The following is a 14472-nucleotide window of genomic DNA, read 5'->3' as shown; positions in this document are numbered from 1 at the left end:
TCCGGTTCGTGTATTGGCAAGCTCGGTTTTGCGGAGTCCGAGCCGGCAAGAGTCGAGGCGGCATTATAACGGACAGCGGCGGCGTGTTCCCGGTTCCGCTGTCGATGGCGGCGCGGGCAAAAAAAGAGGCGCCCCGGCGACGGGGCGCCCCGAGTGACCGGCTGGAAACCGATCAGGGGAGGACGATGACGTCGACCTGGTAGATGGTGGTGGTGCCGCTGACTTCGCTGCCGACGACCAGCAGGGGAGCGCCGTTCGGGCTGTCCTCCGCGGAGATGAAGGCCAGGCCTTCGGGACCGAGGTCGCCGACCAGCGCCAGTTCGGTCTCTGGATCCTTGCTGAAATCGCGCGAATTGACGTACTGGACGAAGCGCGCGCTTTGCGGGTTGGTCACGTCGTAGACCATGATGCCGCCGATGCGCTCCAGGCCGATGAAGGCGAAAGTGCGCCCGGCAATCTCGCCCAGTACCACGCCTTCCGGCTCCGGGCCCTTGTTGTCGCTGCGTCCTTCGGGGTCGTTCTCGTCATTGCTGGCGTTGAAGTTGTTCGGATAGCGCTGCGCCGTGATGCGCTCGAACTCGGAGCCGCTGTCGTAGGTCTGCGTGCCGTCCGCCGCCCAGATGGAGAAGGAGCGGCCGCCCAGAACGTAGAGTTCCTCGAAGGCGCCGTCGTCGTCGATGTCGCCGTTGAAGGTGGTCGCGTTCAGGCGCCCGATCGCAGCGTCCGCCTGCAACTCGGCCGCATTCGGGAAGGCCGTGGCGTCGAGCACCAGGTCCTTGATCCGCGCCGTCTCCTCGCCCGGGATGAAGTCGTTGCGGTCGTCGCCCTCGTTGGCCGTGACGTAATACGTCCGGCCGTTGAACTCGTAGGCGGCGATGGCGTCGGGCTGGTACATGCCGTGCACGGGCCAGTTGCGGATGCGGATCTGCGGGTCGCCCTGCGGATCACGGTCGCTGGGATCGAGCTCGTTGCCGAGGATCATGTGGTCCTTGAAGCCGAGTGGCAGGACCGCCGTGATGACCGGCGCCGACAGGTCGGAGAAATCCAGCTCCGCTACCGCGTTGGCCTCCTGCAGCGTGACCCAGGCGGTCGTGCCGCCGGGCGCCACGGCGATGTACTCCGGTTCCAGGTCCTGCGCCACCGTTGCGCCGGGACCGTAGATGCGCACGCCGGCGGCGCGCAGGCTGTCGATCTCGGCGTTGAAGGCAGTGAAGTCGGCCGTGGCCACGCTCGGGTTCGCCGCGCCGGCGCCCAGGTCGATCACGCTCACGGAGCCCTCGGGGTCCACCGTGTAGCCTTCATTAGGCTCACCCTCGTTCGCCACCAGCACGGCGGTGCCGTCCGGGGTGAAGGTCAGCATGTCGGGCAGCGCGCCGACCGTGACCTCGCTGATCTTGGCCAGGGTCAGGGTGTCGTAGAACACCACCTTGCCCGGGTCGGTCTTGGGAGTGGCCTCGATGGCCACTGCGGCCACGCCGCCGAATACTGCCACGCTGTTGGCCGCGCCGCCTTCGGCGCTGGCGTCGATGGTGTCGAGCAGCACCGGGTTGGTCGGGTCGGCGAGGTTCAACACGTCCACGGCGACGGCCGCGGAGTTGACGACAAACAGGCGCTCGGTCGATGCGTCATAGGCGACGATCTCGGCCGCGCTCTCGTCGAATACGCCGGAGGCGTAACGGCCGACCTGGTTGAGGTCGAGCAGGACCTCGGTGGTGCCGGCGGGGCCCTGGGGGCCGGTCGGGCCGGTGGCGCCTGGCGCGCCGTCCCTGCCGTCATCGCCCTCGCAGCCGGCAAGGCCGACGCCAAGGATGCACACCGCCGCCGCGGCCTGGAATTTCGTCAACTGCATGCTTTCGCTCCTGCAAAGTTCCGGGATAAAGAGCGAAAGATGCCGGGCGATGATTACGCCGTGATGTCACCAGCATTGCAGTGGGTGTGCGCGCATAAAGAAGCCCCGGCCTCCTTGCGGAAGCCGGGGCTCGCAGGTTGCGCTGATGCGCTAAGGCCTGGTCGGTCTAGTCACAGTCGACCCGTTCGAGGACCACGCGGCGGTTCAGGGCGCGGCCTTCGTCGGTATCGTTGCTGGCAACCGGCATGGTCTCGCCGAAGCCGATGACTCCGAACTCCTGGGCCGGCACGCCGTTGGCGACCAGGTAGTCCTTGACCGCCTGGGCACGCCGCTCGGACAGCTGCTGGTTGAAGGCCTCGGGTCCGACGCTGTCGGTATGGCCCGAGATCGTGCCACGGATGAAGGTCAGATCGCGAAGCGTCGGAATGATCTCGTCGAGCATCGCCTTGTCAGCCGCAGACAGCGCGGCCGAGCCGAACTCGAAGGTCAGCCTCATCTCGAAATCACAGCTGCAGCCGTACTGGTCGACCCTGGCGCCGGCCGGGGTGGTCGGGCAGCGGTCGACGCTGTCCGGCACGCCGTCACCGTCCGTATCTGCGGGCGGTGGCGGTGGCGGCGGGGGCGGCGGAGCGGGCGGCGGCGGCGGCGGGGCTGCTGCTACCGGTGCAGCAGCGACGACCGGGGCCGGGCGACCGAAGCGGTAACCCAGGTGGATGCCGTAGATAATCGGATCGATCTCGATCGTGCCGATGTCGGCGCCGTTCAGGCTGGCGTCGGAATCGATGTCGATCCAGCGCACCACGCCGTTCAGGAAAATGTTCTCCGTGATGCCGATGTCCACGCCCGCCTGGACGGCCGGCCCGAAGGAGCCGCGCAGGTTCAGGTCCCCGGCGTTGCTCGTCTCGTTGGAGAAGATGGTGTAGTTCAGGCCTGCGCCGACATAGGGCCGGATGCGTGACTCCGGCAGGAAGTGGTACTGCAGGCTGAGCGTCGGCGGCAGGTGCTCGACGTAGCCGGAGATTCCCGCTCCGGGGACCGTGAAGCCGTGGTTCCACTCGTCGGAAGCCAGCAGCTCGATGCCCCAGTGGTCACGGAACATGTAGGTGACGTCGAAAGTGAAGCGGTCGTCGTCATCGACCTGCAGCACGACGCCGGGCGCCAGTACCAGGTTGTCGTCCTTCGGCTGTACGCTGCTCGCGCCGACGCGCAGCAGCACGTCGCCTTGGGCGGCCAGCGCGGTGGCTGGAATGGCTATGCTGAGTGCGGCGGCTACCGCCAGGCCCAGTGCAGTCTTGTTCATCTTTTTATCCTCGATCAGTCCCTGTGGATATCCACGTAACAACCACCCATAGCCTCGCGAAGCCCCGGGTGACATGGTCTTGATATAGGCTATCCGGGGCAAGATGGATATAAGTAGTTGACGTGGCGGCGCCGCTAACCGACTCCGCCCGGCAGGGCTGCAACGGGATACCACGATACTGCGCGTGGCCATGGATGATGAATAATGGTTGCGACCTCCCTCAGAGAGACCGGGATATGAAGATCGCCGTCGCCAGCCAGAACCGCCGCGAGGTCACCGGCCATGCCGGCCGCTGCCGCCGTTTCTGGCTTTTCGATAGCTCGGACCCGGATCTGCGTCCGAGTGAACTGCTGGAGCTGCCGCAGGAGCAGTGCTTCCACGACCTGGCGCCCGCCATTCCGGCGCCGCTGGAGGACGTGGACGTGCTCATCGTGGGCGGCATGGGAAACGGGCTGAGCGCCCGCCTGGCGCGTCACGGCATCCGCGTGGTGGTGACCGACGAGAAGGACCCCGAGCGGGCGGTCCGGCTGTGGCTGGCGGGCGAGCTGCCTGAGGCGGCCGTCGGCGCGGACTGCCACTGCCACCACTGACCTGGATTCACTCGGCGAGCTCGACCAGCTTCATCCGCCCGCCGGCGCCGCTCCGGATCTTCACCTGCGACTTGCGCAGGCCGAAGTGTTTTGCCACCAGCGCGACCAGCTCGGCATTGGCCTTGCCGTCCACCGGCGGGGCTTTCAGCTCGGCGCGCCAGCTGCCGTCGGGCTGCTGCTCCAGCGAGCTGTTGCGTGCCCCCGGCCTGGCCTTGACCTGCAGGGTCCGGGTCGCGCTCACTGCCCGCGCCGTTCGCCCGCCTTTTCCGCCGCGTAGGCGGCGAACTGCGCCCGCGTGAAGCGGATGCTCCACACCAAGCCGATCAGCCCGAGCACGCCGAACGGCGCGAGGCGCACCCAGTCGGCCTTGCCGAAGGCCACAATGGCCCCGTAGAGCAGGGCCCCGGTGACCAGCCAGGCCAGTACGGCCAGGCCCAGCCCCTCGAACAGTTCTCGTTGCGCTGCGTTCATTGCTCCTCCTGCCGGACGATGCGGGGCGGCAAGTCTAACTTGCCGCCCCGCCGCGCTTCATCGTGGCTTGACGCATCAGAGCTCGGTGGCAATCCGCAGCCACAGCGTCCGGCCCGGCTCGAAGATCCGGCGCATGCTGGCGCCCAGCTCGGCGCTGCCGCGCTGGATGTGCTCGCTGTAGGCGCGGTCGAGCAGGTTGTCGATGCCGGCCGTGACGGTCAGCTGCTCGCCGCGGCGCCAGCCGCCGTAGGCCGAGATCACGGCAAAGCCTGGCGTCTCGGTGGTGTCGAGGCTGTAGATGGTGCCGTAGCCCGGATGGATGCGGTCCTGCCGCGCCACGCCCCGCAGCAGCAGGCCGGCGAAGCGGCGCTCGGTCTCGTAGTCGAGGCTGAGCGTGCCCTCCAGCGGCGGGGTCTGGGCCAGTGGCGCGTCGTCCGTGTTGTTGTTGCTACGCACCCAGGCCGCCGTCGCGGTCATGCGCCAGGCGGAAGTGATGCTGAAGGTCAGGTCGGCTTCGAGCCCGCGGGTGTCGGCATCGACATTGCGCGCCTCGGTGCTTTCCAGGCCGGGCCGCACGATCAGCACGTAGTCGTCGAACTCGCCGTAGAACATGGCCAGCGTCGCGCTGACGCGCTCGGTGCGCAGGGTCGCGCCGAGGTCGAGCTGGGTCAGCGTCTCCGTGTCCAGCGTGAAGTCCCGGCGCAGCTCCCAGAAGTCGGGCGCGCGCTCGGCGCGACCGAGCCCCGCGTGCAGGGTCACGGGCCGTGCGGCGAGCTGGTGGCTGAAGCGGATGAAGCCGCTGTCCTGGTTGCTGGTGACGCGCGTGCCGGTCGGCGCGCCGCCGAAGTCCACCGGGTCGCGTGCGACGGACTCGCGACGATCGCGCCGCAGCCCGGCGTTGAGGCGCGAGCGCTCGCCGATGGGGCGCTCCAGCTCGACGAACACGCCGGAGTCCTCGAACTCGGCGTTGTCCTCCCGCGGCACGGCCCGCCAGTTGAAGGCGTCCATGCCCATGATCTGGTTCATGCGATGGCGGTTCTCGGACCAGTCCGCGCCCGCGGCGACTGTCCACGCGTCACCCAGTTTCATGTCCGCGGCGAAGCGCGCCCCCACCGTGCGCCGGTCCGGGTAGTTGACCATCGGCATCATGGGCGGCGCCCGCAGGGTGTAGTTGTCCATGACGTGGTCGACGTAGTTGTAGAAGGCCAGCGCCTCCACCGAGCTCAGCCACGGCGCCAGGTCGCTGCGCTCGGCGCGCAGCGTGTAGCCGGTGCGGTCGAAGATCACGCCGTCCATCGGCCGGTCGTCGTACGCGGCCTCGGCATCGCTGCGCTCGGCGCTGAACTCGACCAGCGTTTTCTCGTCCGGCGTCCAGCCCAGCGTCGCCGTGGTGCTCCAGCGCTCATATTCCGAATGCACCTCGCGGCCGGCGCCGTCGTCGTAGTTTTCCTGCGTGGAGATGGTGCCGATGAGGCGCATGTAGCCGATGCGGTCGCCAGTCGTGACGTCGCCGACGAAGTCCCGGCGGCCGAAGCTGCCGGCGATCACGCTGCCGAAGCCCGTCGTGCTCGCTTCCGAGAAGCGCGTGGGCGCACGATCGAAGTGCACCATGCCGGCCACGCTGGCGCCGTAGCGCACGGACTGCGGGCCCTTGATCACCAGGATCTCGTCGTAGGACTCCGGGAACACGTAGGCCGTGGGCGGATCCATGCGCATGCCGCAGCCGCCGAGGATCTGCGCGTCGTCCAGCATGACGTTGAGGCGGCCACCGCCCAGGCCGCGCAGCTCGGGGTCGCCGCTGGTGCCGCCCTTGCGGCTGACGGTGAAGCCCGGGATGGATTTCAGGTAGGCGCCGCCGTCGTGCGCCGGCAGGGGCAGGCGCGGCTGGCGCGGATCGGTGATGAGCGTGTAGGGGTCGCGCATCAGTACTGCGGTGACGACCACCGGCTGCAGCTGGGCGGCGGCAACGTCCGGCGCGGGCTCCGCCGCGACCACGGGCAAGGCCAGGGCGAGCAGGAGCAGCCCGGCAGGCATCGAGTATCTGGACATGAATGAGGCCTCAAAGCACGAGTTGGAACGGGCGGCGTGGGCGCCGGCCCGGACGACGGCCCATCCCGGCGCCCTGTCTGCGCTGAGACGGGGCGCCGGGTGGCCGCATGGCTCAGCTCAGGCGAGGCGGGGCGGGGCGCGGACGGGCGGGGTCGGCGTGCCGCTGGCGGTGGACGGCGCCAAGGCCCGTCCGGGCGGTGTCTCCCGCGTGACGGCCAGCGCCTGCGCCGCAGGCGGCAGCGCCGGGGCCGCGAGGGTGGTCAGGAGGAGGGACCAGGGGCAGGTCGTGGCTGCGGTGTCGTCCTCGCTGCCGAGGATCTCGCCGGTCTGCGTGTCGACCAGCATCCGCTGCAGGCCGTGCTCCGTGCACAGTTCCACCAGGCGGCCCGGCGCCGGCATGAAGCCCTCGGGCACCAGCGCGCGCAGGCCCAGCGCCACCAGCAGCAGGGCGACGAAGAGACGGGACTGCGCTGGACGGGGCAGGTGGAACACCGCGCGGTGACCCTGTCGGGCAAGGGCGATGCCTGAACTTTAACTCATTCTAATGTGGCGGCGCGACATGCGGCCGCGTCAGTCGCGCAGGATGGCGCGCGCCGCGTTCCGCCCCGGCAGGCCGGTGACGCCGCCGCCCGGGTGCGTGCCCGAACCGCACAGGTACAGCCCGGGCAAGGCGCCGCGATAACCGGCCTGGCCCAGCAGCGGGCGGGCGCTGAACAGCTGGTCGAGCCCGAGGGCGCCGTGGAAGATGTCGCCGCCCAGGAGCCCGTATTCCCGCTCCAGGTCGAGCGGCGAGAGAATCCGTCGCCCGAGCACGCTGGCGGCGAAGTTGGGGGCGTGCTTGTTCACGGTCGCGATGGCGAGATCGGCGAAGGTTTCGCGGTGGGCGTCCCAGCCGCCCGTCGGTTCCGGGTGCACGTGCTGGCAGAACAGGCTGGCCACGTGCTGCCCGGGCGGCGCCAACGTGTCGTCCAGGGTCGAAGAGATCACTACTTCGACCACCGGCTCGCGCGCCCAGCCCGGGTTGTGCTCGCGCGACCGCGCGTCGAAATACGCCCGCTCGAAATACTCCAGCGAGGGGCCGATGAGGATGCCGCTGGCGTGATGCGGCTGCAGCTGCGTGCCCGGCGCGGCGCGGAAATCCGGCAGCTCGGCCAGCGCCACGTTGATGCGGAAGGTGCCCGAGCCGCAGCGGTAGCGCGCGAAGCGCGCCAGCAGCTCAGGGTCCAGGTCGGCGGGATCGAACAGCCGCGTGTAGAGCAGCTTCGGGTTGACGCCGGCCACCACCCGCCGCGCCGGCAGCTCCGTGCCGTCCGCCAGCACCACGCCGGCGGCGCGGCCGTCGCGCACCAGCACGCGCGCCACGCGGGCCCCGGTGCGGACCTGGACGCCACGGGCGTGCGCCTCGGCCGCGATGGCGTCGCTGATGGCGCCCATGCCGCCGATGGCGTGGCCCCAGGCGCCGCTCTTGCCGTTCACCTCGCCGAAAACGTGGTGCAGGAGGACGTAGGCGCTGCCCGGGGCATAGGGGCTGGCGAAGTTGCCGACGATTGAGTCCCAGCCCAGCACGGCCTTCAGCGGCTCCGACTCGAACCAGTGGTCCAGGAGCTCCCCGGCGCTGCGGGTGAAGAGCTCGAGCAGGTCGCGCCGGCCGCGCATGTCGAGGCCCTTCAGCTTGCGCGCCACCGACCAGGAGGCCAGCCAGTCCGCCGGCACGAAGCGGTCGGATACGTTCGGCGGGATCTCCGTGGCCAGCGCGCGCAGCACCGAGACCACGCCCTCCAGCATGGCGTTCCACGCCGGCAGGCGCTCGGCGTCGCGGCGCGAGAAGCGCGCCACCTCCGGCTGGGTCCAGGCGCCGCCGAAGCGAAAGCCGTCGCCGTCCGGCAGCGGCAGGAAGTTCGCCATGGGGCGCTCGACGATCCTCAGCCCGTGCTGCGCCAGGCGCAGCTCCCGGATCACGTCGGGGTGCAGCAGGCTCACCGTGTAGCTGCAACTCGAATTGCGAAAGCCGGGGTGGAACTCCTCGGTCACCGCGGCGCCGCCGATCACGTCGCGCGCTTCCAGCACCGTCACGCCGTGACCCGCCGCGGCGAGGTACGCGGCGCACACCAGGCCGTTATGGCCGCCGCCGATGATGAGCGTGTCGATGGGTTCGCGGGACATGCGACAGGTCCGTGCGCCGCTGGCGGAAGACACACACTGTAGCCGCGGCCGGACGGAACACAACCCGCATGGAACGTCCTGCAGCGAACTGACAGGGCCGGCCCGTAGACTACAATAGCAGTGGAAAGACAGCCGCCCCACAGGCGTCCTGGCCTCTGCCAGGCGCGAGGTCAGACCGATGAAGAAAGCCCTTCTCGCCGCCCTGCTCACAGTCGTGCTGGTGGCCTGCGCCACCAGCCCCACCGGTCGGCGCCAGCTGATGCTGGTCTCTCCCGACCAGGCCATCGCCGCCTCGCGCACGGCCTACATCCAGCAGATGCAGGCCTTCGACGAGAAAGGCCTGATGAGCAAGGACCAGGCGCTCATCGAGAGGATCGACCAGATCACCGGCCGGCTGGTCGCGCAGGCGGTGCAGATGTATCCCCACACTGCGGACTGGGAGTGGAGCGTCGCGGTGATCGATGATCCCGAGACCGTCAACGCCTGGGCCATGGCCGGCGGACGCATGGCCATCTATACCGGCCTGATCGAGAAAACCGACGCCAGCGACGACGAGATCGCCCAGGTGATGGGACACGAGATCGCACATGCGCTGGCCAACCACACCGCCGAGAAGATGTCCGTGGCCATGGCCACGCAGGTCGGCATCCTCGCCGTGGGCATTTCGACCAACGACAATCGCGCCATGGCCGGCGCCGCGGCCGCGGCGCTCCTCGCGGTCAACCTGCCTAACAGCCGCACCGCCGAGACCGAGGCCGACCGCATCGGCATCGAGCTGGCGGCTCGGGCCGGCTACGACCCCGAGGCCGCCGCATCGCTGTGGCGCAAGATGGGCGAGGTCGGCGGTTCGGGCCCGCCGCAATTTCTCAGCACCCACCCGGCGCCGGGCAACCGCCAGGAGACGCTGGCGAAGCTGGCGCCGCAGATGATGCCTTACTACCAGGCAGCGCAGAATCCGCCGGTTTATCCGATCAAGCCCGGCAGTTACTGATACGCACTTCCTGCCGGCTGAGGAGCGGCCTGCAGCCGCAAAGAAAAAGGCCCCCGGGCTTGCGTCACGAGGGCCTAAACCAAGAGGAGAGTGTCGGGAGCCCAGACCTGGGAGCTTAAACCGGCCGGCAGTGCCTCCATGGCGTGCCGGCCGGTGCCACTTCCATATGGTCTCGACTGCCGAGGCTATTTATAGGGTCCCGGGCACGCGCTTTCATTGACCCGGGTCAAGTTTCGCGCTGACTGCGGAAAGTCCCTAGGTGAATGCGTGCTACTGGCCGGGGACGCCGCTCGTGCCGGGCCTGAACCGGAACACGTGATAGGGCGCGCGATCTTCGACCTGGCTGCGTGGTTTCAGCAGGGTCTCGGCCAGGGCGCTGTCGGAGACATAGAGCCAGCCGTCGGGCCCGAAGGACAGGCTTTCCGCCCAGCGGATCCGCGGCGAGCGCACGATGGTCCTGACGTTGCCGGCGGGATCCATGCGCACTACCGCCCCGTGCTCCACGTCGGTGATGTAGACGTTGCCGGCGGTGTCGGCCGACAGGCCGTCGCTCAGGGGCTTGTTTCCGACCTGCTCCACCAGCGCGGCGAGCTCCGCCGCGGAGGCCGAGGCATCGGCGAGGGCCGCGGCGGGTACGCGGTACAGCAAGCCGTGGGCCATGGCGCCGAGGTAGAGCCAGCGACCCGTGGGGTCGAGCGCGATGCCGTGCAGGCCCGGCTTGTAGGGCACCAGGCTGGCGATGTAGCGCATTTCCCGCACCGGGGTCTCGATCATCCAGTCCTCGGCGACGAGGGCACGATGCTGTTCCAGGCGGCGTTGGGACAGCCGCGTCACGGTGTCGTACACCACCACCGCGGGCGACTTGCGCCAGATGCCGGCGTCCGCGATGTAGAGCATGCGCCCGCTCGGGTCGACCTGGATGTCATGCAGGAAGGAGCCGCGCGGGGCGATCGCGCGCGGGAAAACATGCTCGTGCACCACCAGCCCGGTGTCCAGGTCGATGGCGACGACGCGCGGCCGCCCGAAACCGTGGCTGGCCGGGTCGACCACCCAGAGGCGGTTGGCGCGGTCGATGGCGAGGCCCGCCGGCGTGTCGAACAGGGCTGCCTGGATGCCGGCGTCGGGGAAGGGCCGGGCCTCGCCGTCGCGCCACTCGAAGACGCGCGGGCCCTCCGCGCGGCTGTCGGCATGGCTGGCGAAAAAGATGCGGCCCCCGGCACTGACCGCCAGCCCCCCGATGGGCTCGGCATGGGCGACGACCATGTCCAGCCCCGGTTCCTCGATGACCGGCGCCGTGGTGAGGTCCTTGTACGGCACCCCGCTGCCGAAATACAGGCGCAGGCCGACCACCGTGAATACGGCGATCAGCACCACGCCGATGAGGAGCCTGATAACGAAATTCATCGTGCATCCGTTGCGGGACCGGGTGTGACACAGCTTAGGGTCCCGCCGGGAGGGGCGGAAAGAACTGTGTCACAAACTTGTGCGGGGGCGGCGCCGGGCCCGGCGCGCGGAAGATCAGGCCGGGACCTGTTCCAGGGCGTCCCGCACGCGACGCAGCAGGATGCGGTCGATGACCGGCTTCTGGATAAAGTCGATCGCCCCGGCGCGGATTGCGCCGACGGCCGTGGCGACGTCGGAATCGCCTGCCAGGACGATGGTCGGCGCCTGGCAGCCGCGCGTCCGCAGCGCCTGCAGCAGCTCGATGCCGTTCTGGCCGGGAAGCTCGAGGTTGGTGACGAGCACGGCGATGGCCAGGCCGTCTGACGCGTCCAGCAGTGCTTCCGCCGACTCGAAGGCGTTCACTTCATGCTGCAGGTGGCTCAACAGTTGCGACAGGGATTCCCGTTCCCGGGCATCGCTCGCTACGACGCAGATGGTCGCCTGATGTGCCTCAGCGCTTCTTCCCGAGACTGGGGCCATGGATTTCCGAACCGGACAAGGATAGCGGCCAGGCCGACCCGGCAAGGGCCGACGTCCTCTCTGATGTTCTTTTTCTCGAACTGCGAGTATTGAAACTCGTCAGCAGCAAGAAAATACGAACATCTACCTAAGACGTTGGTGCGGGGGGGGTGGCGCCGGCCTGGGCTTCGGCCACCATGACCATCCGGACCAGGTGCGCCAGGGAGTTGGCCTGCATCTTTTCCATCACGCGGGCGCGATGGATTTCCACGGTGCGCTGGCTCACGCCGAGGTCGCCGGCGATGACCTTGTTGGCCTTGCCGAGCACGACCTGGCCCATCACCTGCTTCTCGCGCGCCGTGAGGCTGTCGATGCGGTCGAGGATCTCGAGGCGCTCCAGCTCGCCTTCACGCTGCTCGGCGGCCTGCTTCATGGCCTCGTTGATGCGGTCGACGAGGTCCTGGTCCTGGAATGGCTTCTGCAGGAAGTCGACGGCGCCCTGGCGCACGGCTTCCACCGCCATCGGGATGTCGCCGTGGCCGGTGATGAAGACGATGGGGATGTTGCAGCCGATCTCCTGCAGGTGCTTCTGCAGCTCCAGGCCGGTCATGCCGGGCATGCGGATGTCCAGCACCAGGCAGCCGTAGTCGCGTGGATCGAATGCCTTGAGGAAATCCTTGGCGCTGGCGTAACAGCGGGCCCGATAGCCGACCGAGCGCAGCAGCAGGCCGAGCGAATCCCGGACCGCCTCGTCGTCATCCACAATGAAAACCGTTGCCTCGCTGGACGCCATCACTCCTCCTCCGGTGCCGTGGGAAGTCCGATCCTGAAAATGCTGCCTTTTTCCGGACCCGAATCGTATCTCAATGTGCCGCCGTGCGCTTCAATGATGGAACGGCTGAGCGAAAGCCCGAGGCCCATGCCTTCCGGCTTGGTGGTAAAAAACGGCTCGAACAGCTGCTCCAGCAAGGTGTCCGGCACGCCCGGCCCGGTGTCCGCCACGCTGATCTCCACTTCGTCCTCGCTCGCGGCGCGCGTGCGCACTACCAGCCGGCGCGTCTCGGGGTCGCAGGCGTTCATCGCCTCGACCGCGTTACGCGTCAAGTTCAGCAGCACCTGCTGCAGCTGGATCCCGTCCACCTGGATGCGCGGCAGGTCCTCCTGCAGTTCCAGCTGCAGGTCCACCTCGTGTGAGCGGCAGTCCATCTCCACCAGCGGCAGGATCTCGTGGATCAGCTCGGCGGCATTGCGGTTGCGCCGGTCCGGCGTGTGGCGGCGCACGAAGGCGCGCAGGCGCTGGATGACGTCGCCGGCGCGCCGCGCCTGGCCCGTGACGCGGCTCAACACCTGGCCCAGCTCCTCCGGGTCCATGTCGCCGGCGGCCAGCAGGCGCTGGCAGGCCTGGGTGTAGTTGGCGATCGCCGCCAGCGGCTGGTTGAGCTCGTGAGCGATGCCCGCCGCCATTTCGCCCATGGTGCCGAGGCGGGCGACATGCGCGAGGCGCTCACGCTGCTTGCGCGCTTCCATTTCCGCCAGCACCACGTCGGTGCGGTCGAGGATCTGGCTGATGATGAGCAGCGGGCGCCCCTCGTGGTCCGCGATGACGCTGAGGTGCACCATGGCGTGCACGATGGAGCCGTCCTTGTGGATGAAGCGCTTTTCGTACTTCACCGTTTCGCTGCCCGAGAGCAGCAGGCGGAACTGGCGCAGCGTTTCGGCCATGTCCTCCGGCGGCGTGACGTCGCGCACGGAGCGCGCCAGCAGGTCGCCCTCGGTGTAACCGAGCATGCTGCACAGTGCCTGGTTGACCGAAAGGTAGTGGCCGTCCACCTCGTGTGCCGCGGAGAGCGTGGCCATGCCGACCGGGGCGCGCCGGAAAATGAGGCGCAGCTCCTCTTCCGCCTGGCGCAGCTGTGACTCCGTCTCGCGTTGCTCGGTAACGTCCTCGCCGGCGCTGAGCACGCCGTTGATGCGCCCGGTCTCGTCGCGCAGGAACTGGTTGCGCCAGAATACGCGGCGCGTGTGACCGTCGTGGGTCAGCACCGGGCCTTCCAGCAGGCTGAAGCCGGCTTCGCGCCCGGCCAGGGCCTCCTCGAACAGGATGCGCGAGCGACCGGCGAAGCCGGGCGGCTGGCAGGCGGCGAAGAAGTCCTTGCCGAGCATCTCGTGCTCCGGGTAGCCGAACAGCTCGCAGGCCTTGCGGTTGACCAGCGTGATGCGGCCCGAGCGATCGACCGCGATGATCATGACGTTCACCAGGTCGAGGTAGCGCTGGGCGCGGTCGCGCTCGCGCCGCAGGGCCTCCTCGGCCTGGCGGCGGAAAGTCTGGTCCAGGATGGTGCCCTGGATACGCCCGCCACCGGTCGCCGGGTCGGTGACGATCTGGTAGATGGTCTGGATGTGCCGCACCGTGCCGTCCGGGCGGATGATGCGGTACTCCAGCTCGCCGCCGCCCGAGGTCTTGCGCGCGTCCTCGGCGAGGCGCGCCTCTACGCGCGCGCGGTCGTCGGGGTGGGCGAAGCGGCGCACGAACTCGCCCTGGCTCATGGGCGGTTCCGCGGGGTCCACGCCGACGATGCGGCAGAACTCGTCGGACCAGAAATTCACCCCGGCCGTGGGCCAGTCGCCTTCGAAACTGCCGACGTGCGCCAGGGCCTGGGCCGTGAGCAGGTTGGTCTCGACGCGATGCAGCCGCGCCTCGGCCGCCACGCGCTCGCTGATGTCGCGAATGATGCCGATGAAACTCGGTGCGCCGCCGTCGGCGGCGTCGACCTGTCCCACCGAGACCTCGGCCGGGAAGGTCGTGCCGTTCTTGCGGCAGGCCTCGACCTCGCGCGGCGCCAGCATGAAACGGGCTTCGCCGGTGCGCTGGTAGCGGCGGATGTAATCGTCGTGATTGGCGCGGAAGGGCGTGGGCATCAGCAGGGCGATGTTGCGGCCGACGATTTCCGCGGCGCTGTAGCCGAAAATGCGTTCCGCGCCCGGGTTGAAGGACTCGATGATCCCGTCCCCGTCGATCAGCACGACGGCGTCCGGCGTTGCGCTGAGCAGCGCGGACAGCCTGCTCTCCGCCGCGGGGCCGACTGCGGCGGGAGACGATTTCCGGGCGGGTTCGGGGTGCTTCATCGCTGACCTTGACGCGCTGGCTGGCGGCGCG

The 14472-nt window shown here is 69.0% G+C and carries 13 protein-coding genes; 2 read left to right on the top strand and 11 right to left on the bottom strand.

Annotation, left to right across the window (positions count from 1 at the left end):
- Positions 1 to 172 precede the first annotated feature (172 nt).
- On the bottom strand, positions 173 to 1849 hold the full coding sequence (locus G8346_RS01005) for a choice-of-anchor I family protein (protein ID WP_166047298.1): 1677 nt from the start codon (positions 1847 to 1849) through the stop codon (positions 173 to 175).
- Positions 1850 to 2015: 166 nt separating this feature from the next.
- Positions 2016 to 3149 (bottom strand): OmpA family protein, encoded by a 1134-nt coding sequence (locus tag G8346_RS01000; RefSeq protein ID WP_166047296.1) that lies wholly within the window; start codon positions 3147 to 3149, stop codon positions 2016 to 2018.
- 236 nt (positions 3150 to 3385) lie between these two features.
- Between G8346_RS01000 and G8346_RS00995 the strand changes: the two genes are divergently transcribed.
- Positions 3386 to 3739: a NifB/NifX family molybdenum-iron cluster-binding protein gene (locus G8346_RS00995; protein ID WP_166047294.1), complete on the top strand. Its 354-nt coding sequence runs from the start codon at positions 3386 to 3388 to the stop codon at positions 3737 to 3739.
- Between the two features lie 7 nt (positions 3740 to 3746).
- On the opposite strand, the gene G8346_RS00990 is transcribed toward G8346_RS00995, so the two are convergent.
- The 5 genes from G8346_RS00990 to G8346_RS00970 form a co-directional block, all read right to left on the bottom strand.
- Entirely contained in the window at positions 3747 to 3980 is a 234-nt protein-coding gene (locus tag G8346_RS00990; RefSeq protein ID WP_370520508.1) for a DUF167 domain-containing protein, read from the bottom strand.
- Entirely contained in the window at positions 3977 to 4210 is a 234-nt protein-coding gene (locus G8346_RS00985; protein WP_166047292.1) for a hypothetical protein, read from the bottom strand. Before G8346_RS00985 ends, G8346_RS00990 begins: the two co-directional genes overlap by 4 nt.
- Positions 4211 to 4285: 75 nt before the next feature.
- Positions 4286 to 6259, bottom strand: a complete 1974-nt coding sequence (locus tag G8346_RS00980; RefSeq protein WP_240901211.1) for a TonB-dependent copper receptor — start codon at positions 6257 to 6259, stop codon at positions 4286 to 4288.
- A gap of 117 nt (positions 6260 to 6376) precedes the next feature.
- The gene (locus tag G8346_RS00975; protein ID WP_166047290.1) at positions 6377 to 6751 is read right to left on the bottom strand and encodes a DUF2946 family protein; all 375 of its coding nucleotides are present in this window, start codon (positions 6749 to 6751) and stop codon (positions 6377 to 6379) included.
- 78 nt (positions 6752 to 6829) lie between these two features.
- Complete coding sequence (locus tag G8346_RS00970) at positions 6830 to 8422, bottom strand: NAD(P)/FAD-dependent oxidoreductase (RefSeq protein ID WP_166047288.1); 1593 nt, start codon at positions 8420 to 8422, stop codon at positions 6830 to 6832.
- 178 nt (positions 8423 to 8600) lie between these two features.
- Here G8346_RS00970 and G8346_RS00965 point away from each other — a divergent pair, with 178 nt between their 5' ends.
- Positions 8601 to 9413: a M48 family metallopeptidase gene (locus G8346_RS00965; protein ID WP_166047286.1), complete on the top strand. Its 813-nt coding sequence runs from the start codon at positions 8601 to 8603 to the stop codon at positions 9411 to 9413.
- A 270-nt stretch (positions 9414 to 9683) separates the two neighbouring features.
- Here G8346_RS00965 and G8346_RS00960 read toward each other — a convergent pair whose 3' ends face one another.
- From G8346_RS00960 to G8346_RS00945, 4 genes are all read right to left on the bottom strand, one after another.
- Positions 9684 to 10817 (bottom strand): SMP-30/gluconolactonase/LRE family protein, encoded by a 1134-nt coding sequence (locus G8346_RS00960; protein WP_166047284.1) that lies wholly within the window; start codon positions 10815 to 10817, stop codon positions 9684 to 9686.
- Between the two features lie 114 nt (positions 10818 to 10931).
- Complete coding sequence (locus G8346_RS00955; protein WP_166047282.1) at positions 10932 to 11336, bottom strand: response regulator transcription factor; 405 nt, start codon at positions 11334 to 11336, stop codon at positions 10932 to 10934.
- Positions 11337 to 11463: 127 nt separating this feature from the next.
- Positions 11464 to 12108 (bottom strand): response regulator FixJ, encoded by a 645-nt coding sequence (fixJ, locus tag G8346_RS00950; RefSeq protein ID WP_166047280.1) that lies wholly within the window; start codon positions 12106 to 12108, stop codon positions 11464 to 11466.
- Positions 12108 to 14441 carry a PAS domain S-box protein gene (locus tag G8346_RS00945; RefSeq protein WP_166047278.1) on the bottom strand — a complete coding sequence of 778 codons (2334 nt, stop codon included), beginning with the start codon at positions 14439 to 14441 and terminating at the stop codon, positions 12108 to 12110. Before G8346_RS00945 ends, fixJ begins: the two co-directional genes overlap by 1 nt.
- Positions 14442 to 14472: the final 31 nt, after the last annotated feature.

The sequence above is a fragment of the Thioalkalivibrio sp. XN279 genome, from assembly GCF_011089885.1.
In the GTDB taxonomy this organism is placed as follows: domain Bacteria; phylum Pseudomonadota; class Gammaproteobacteria; order Steroidobacterales; family XN24; genus XN24.
This window is presented reverse-complemented; position numbering and strand designations above follow the sequence as displayed.

Excerpts from the sequence above, each read along its gene's own strand:
- G8346_RS01005 (WP_166047298.1), bottom strand. The coding sequence starts at position 1,849 with ATGCAGTTGACGAAATTCCAGGCCGCGGCGGCGGTGTGCATCCTTGGC.
- G8346_RS01000 (WP_166047296.1), bottom strand. The coding sequence starts at position 3,149 with ATGAACAAGACTGCACTGGGCCTGGCGGTAGCCGCCGCACTCAGCATA.
- G8346_RS00995 (WP_166047294.1), top strand. The coding sequence starts at position 3,386 with ATGAAGATCGCCGTCGCCAGCCAGAACCGCCGCGAGGTCACCGGCCAT.
- G8346_RS00985 (WP_166047292.1), bottom strand. The coding sequence starts at position 4,210 with ATGAACGCAGCGCAACGAGAACTGTTCGAGGGGCTGGGCCTGGCCGTA.
- G8346_RS00980 (WP_240901211.1), bottom strand. The coding sequence starts at position 6,259 with ATGTCCAGATACTCGATGCCTGCCGGGCTGCTCCTGCTCGCCCTGGCC.
- G8346_RS00970 (WP_166047288.1), bottom strand. The coding sequence starts at position 8,422 with ATGTCCCGCGAACCCATCGACACGCTCATCATCGGCGGCGGCCATAAC.
- G8346_RS00965 (WP_166047286.1), top strand. The coding sequence starts at position 8,601 with ATGAAGAAAGCCCTTCTCGCCGCCCTGCTCACAGTCGTGCTGGTGGCC.
- G8346_RS00960 (WP_166047284.1), bottom strand. The coding sequence starts at position 10,817 with ATGAATTTCGTTATCAGGCTCCTCATCGGCGTGGTGCTGATCGCCGTA.
- G8346_RS00955 (WP_166047282.1), bottom strand. The coding sequence starts at position 11,336 with ATGGCCCCAGTCTCGGGAAGAAGCGCTGAGGCACATCAGGCGACCATC.
- fixJ (WP_166047280.1), bottom strand. The coding sequence starts at position 12,108 with ATGGCGTCCAGCGAGGCAACGGTTTTCATTGTGGATGACGACGAGGCG.
- G8346_RS00945 (WP_166047278.1), bottom strand. The coding sequence starts at position 14,441 with ATGAAGCACCCCGAACCCGCCCGGAAATCGTCTCCCGCCGCAGTCGGC.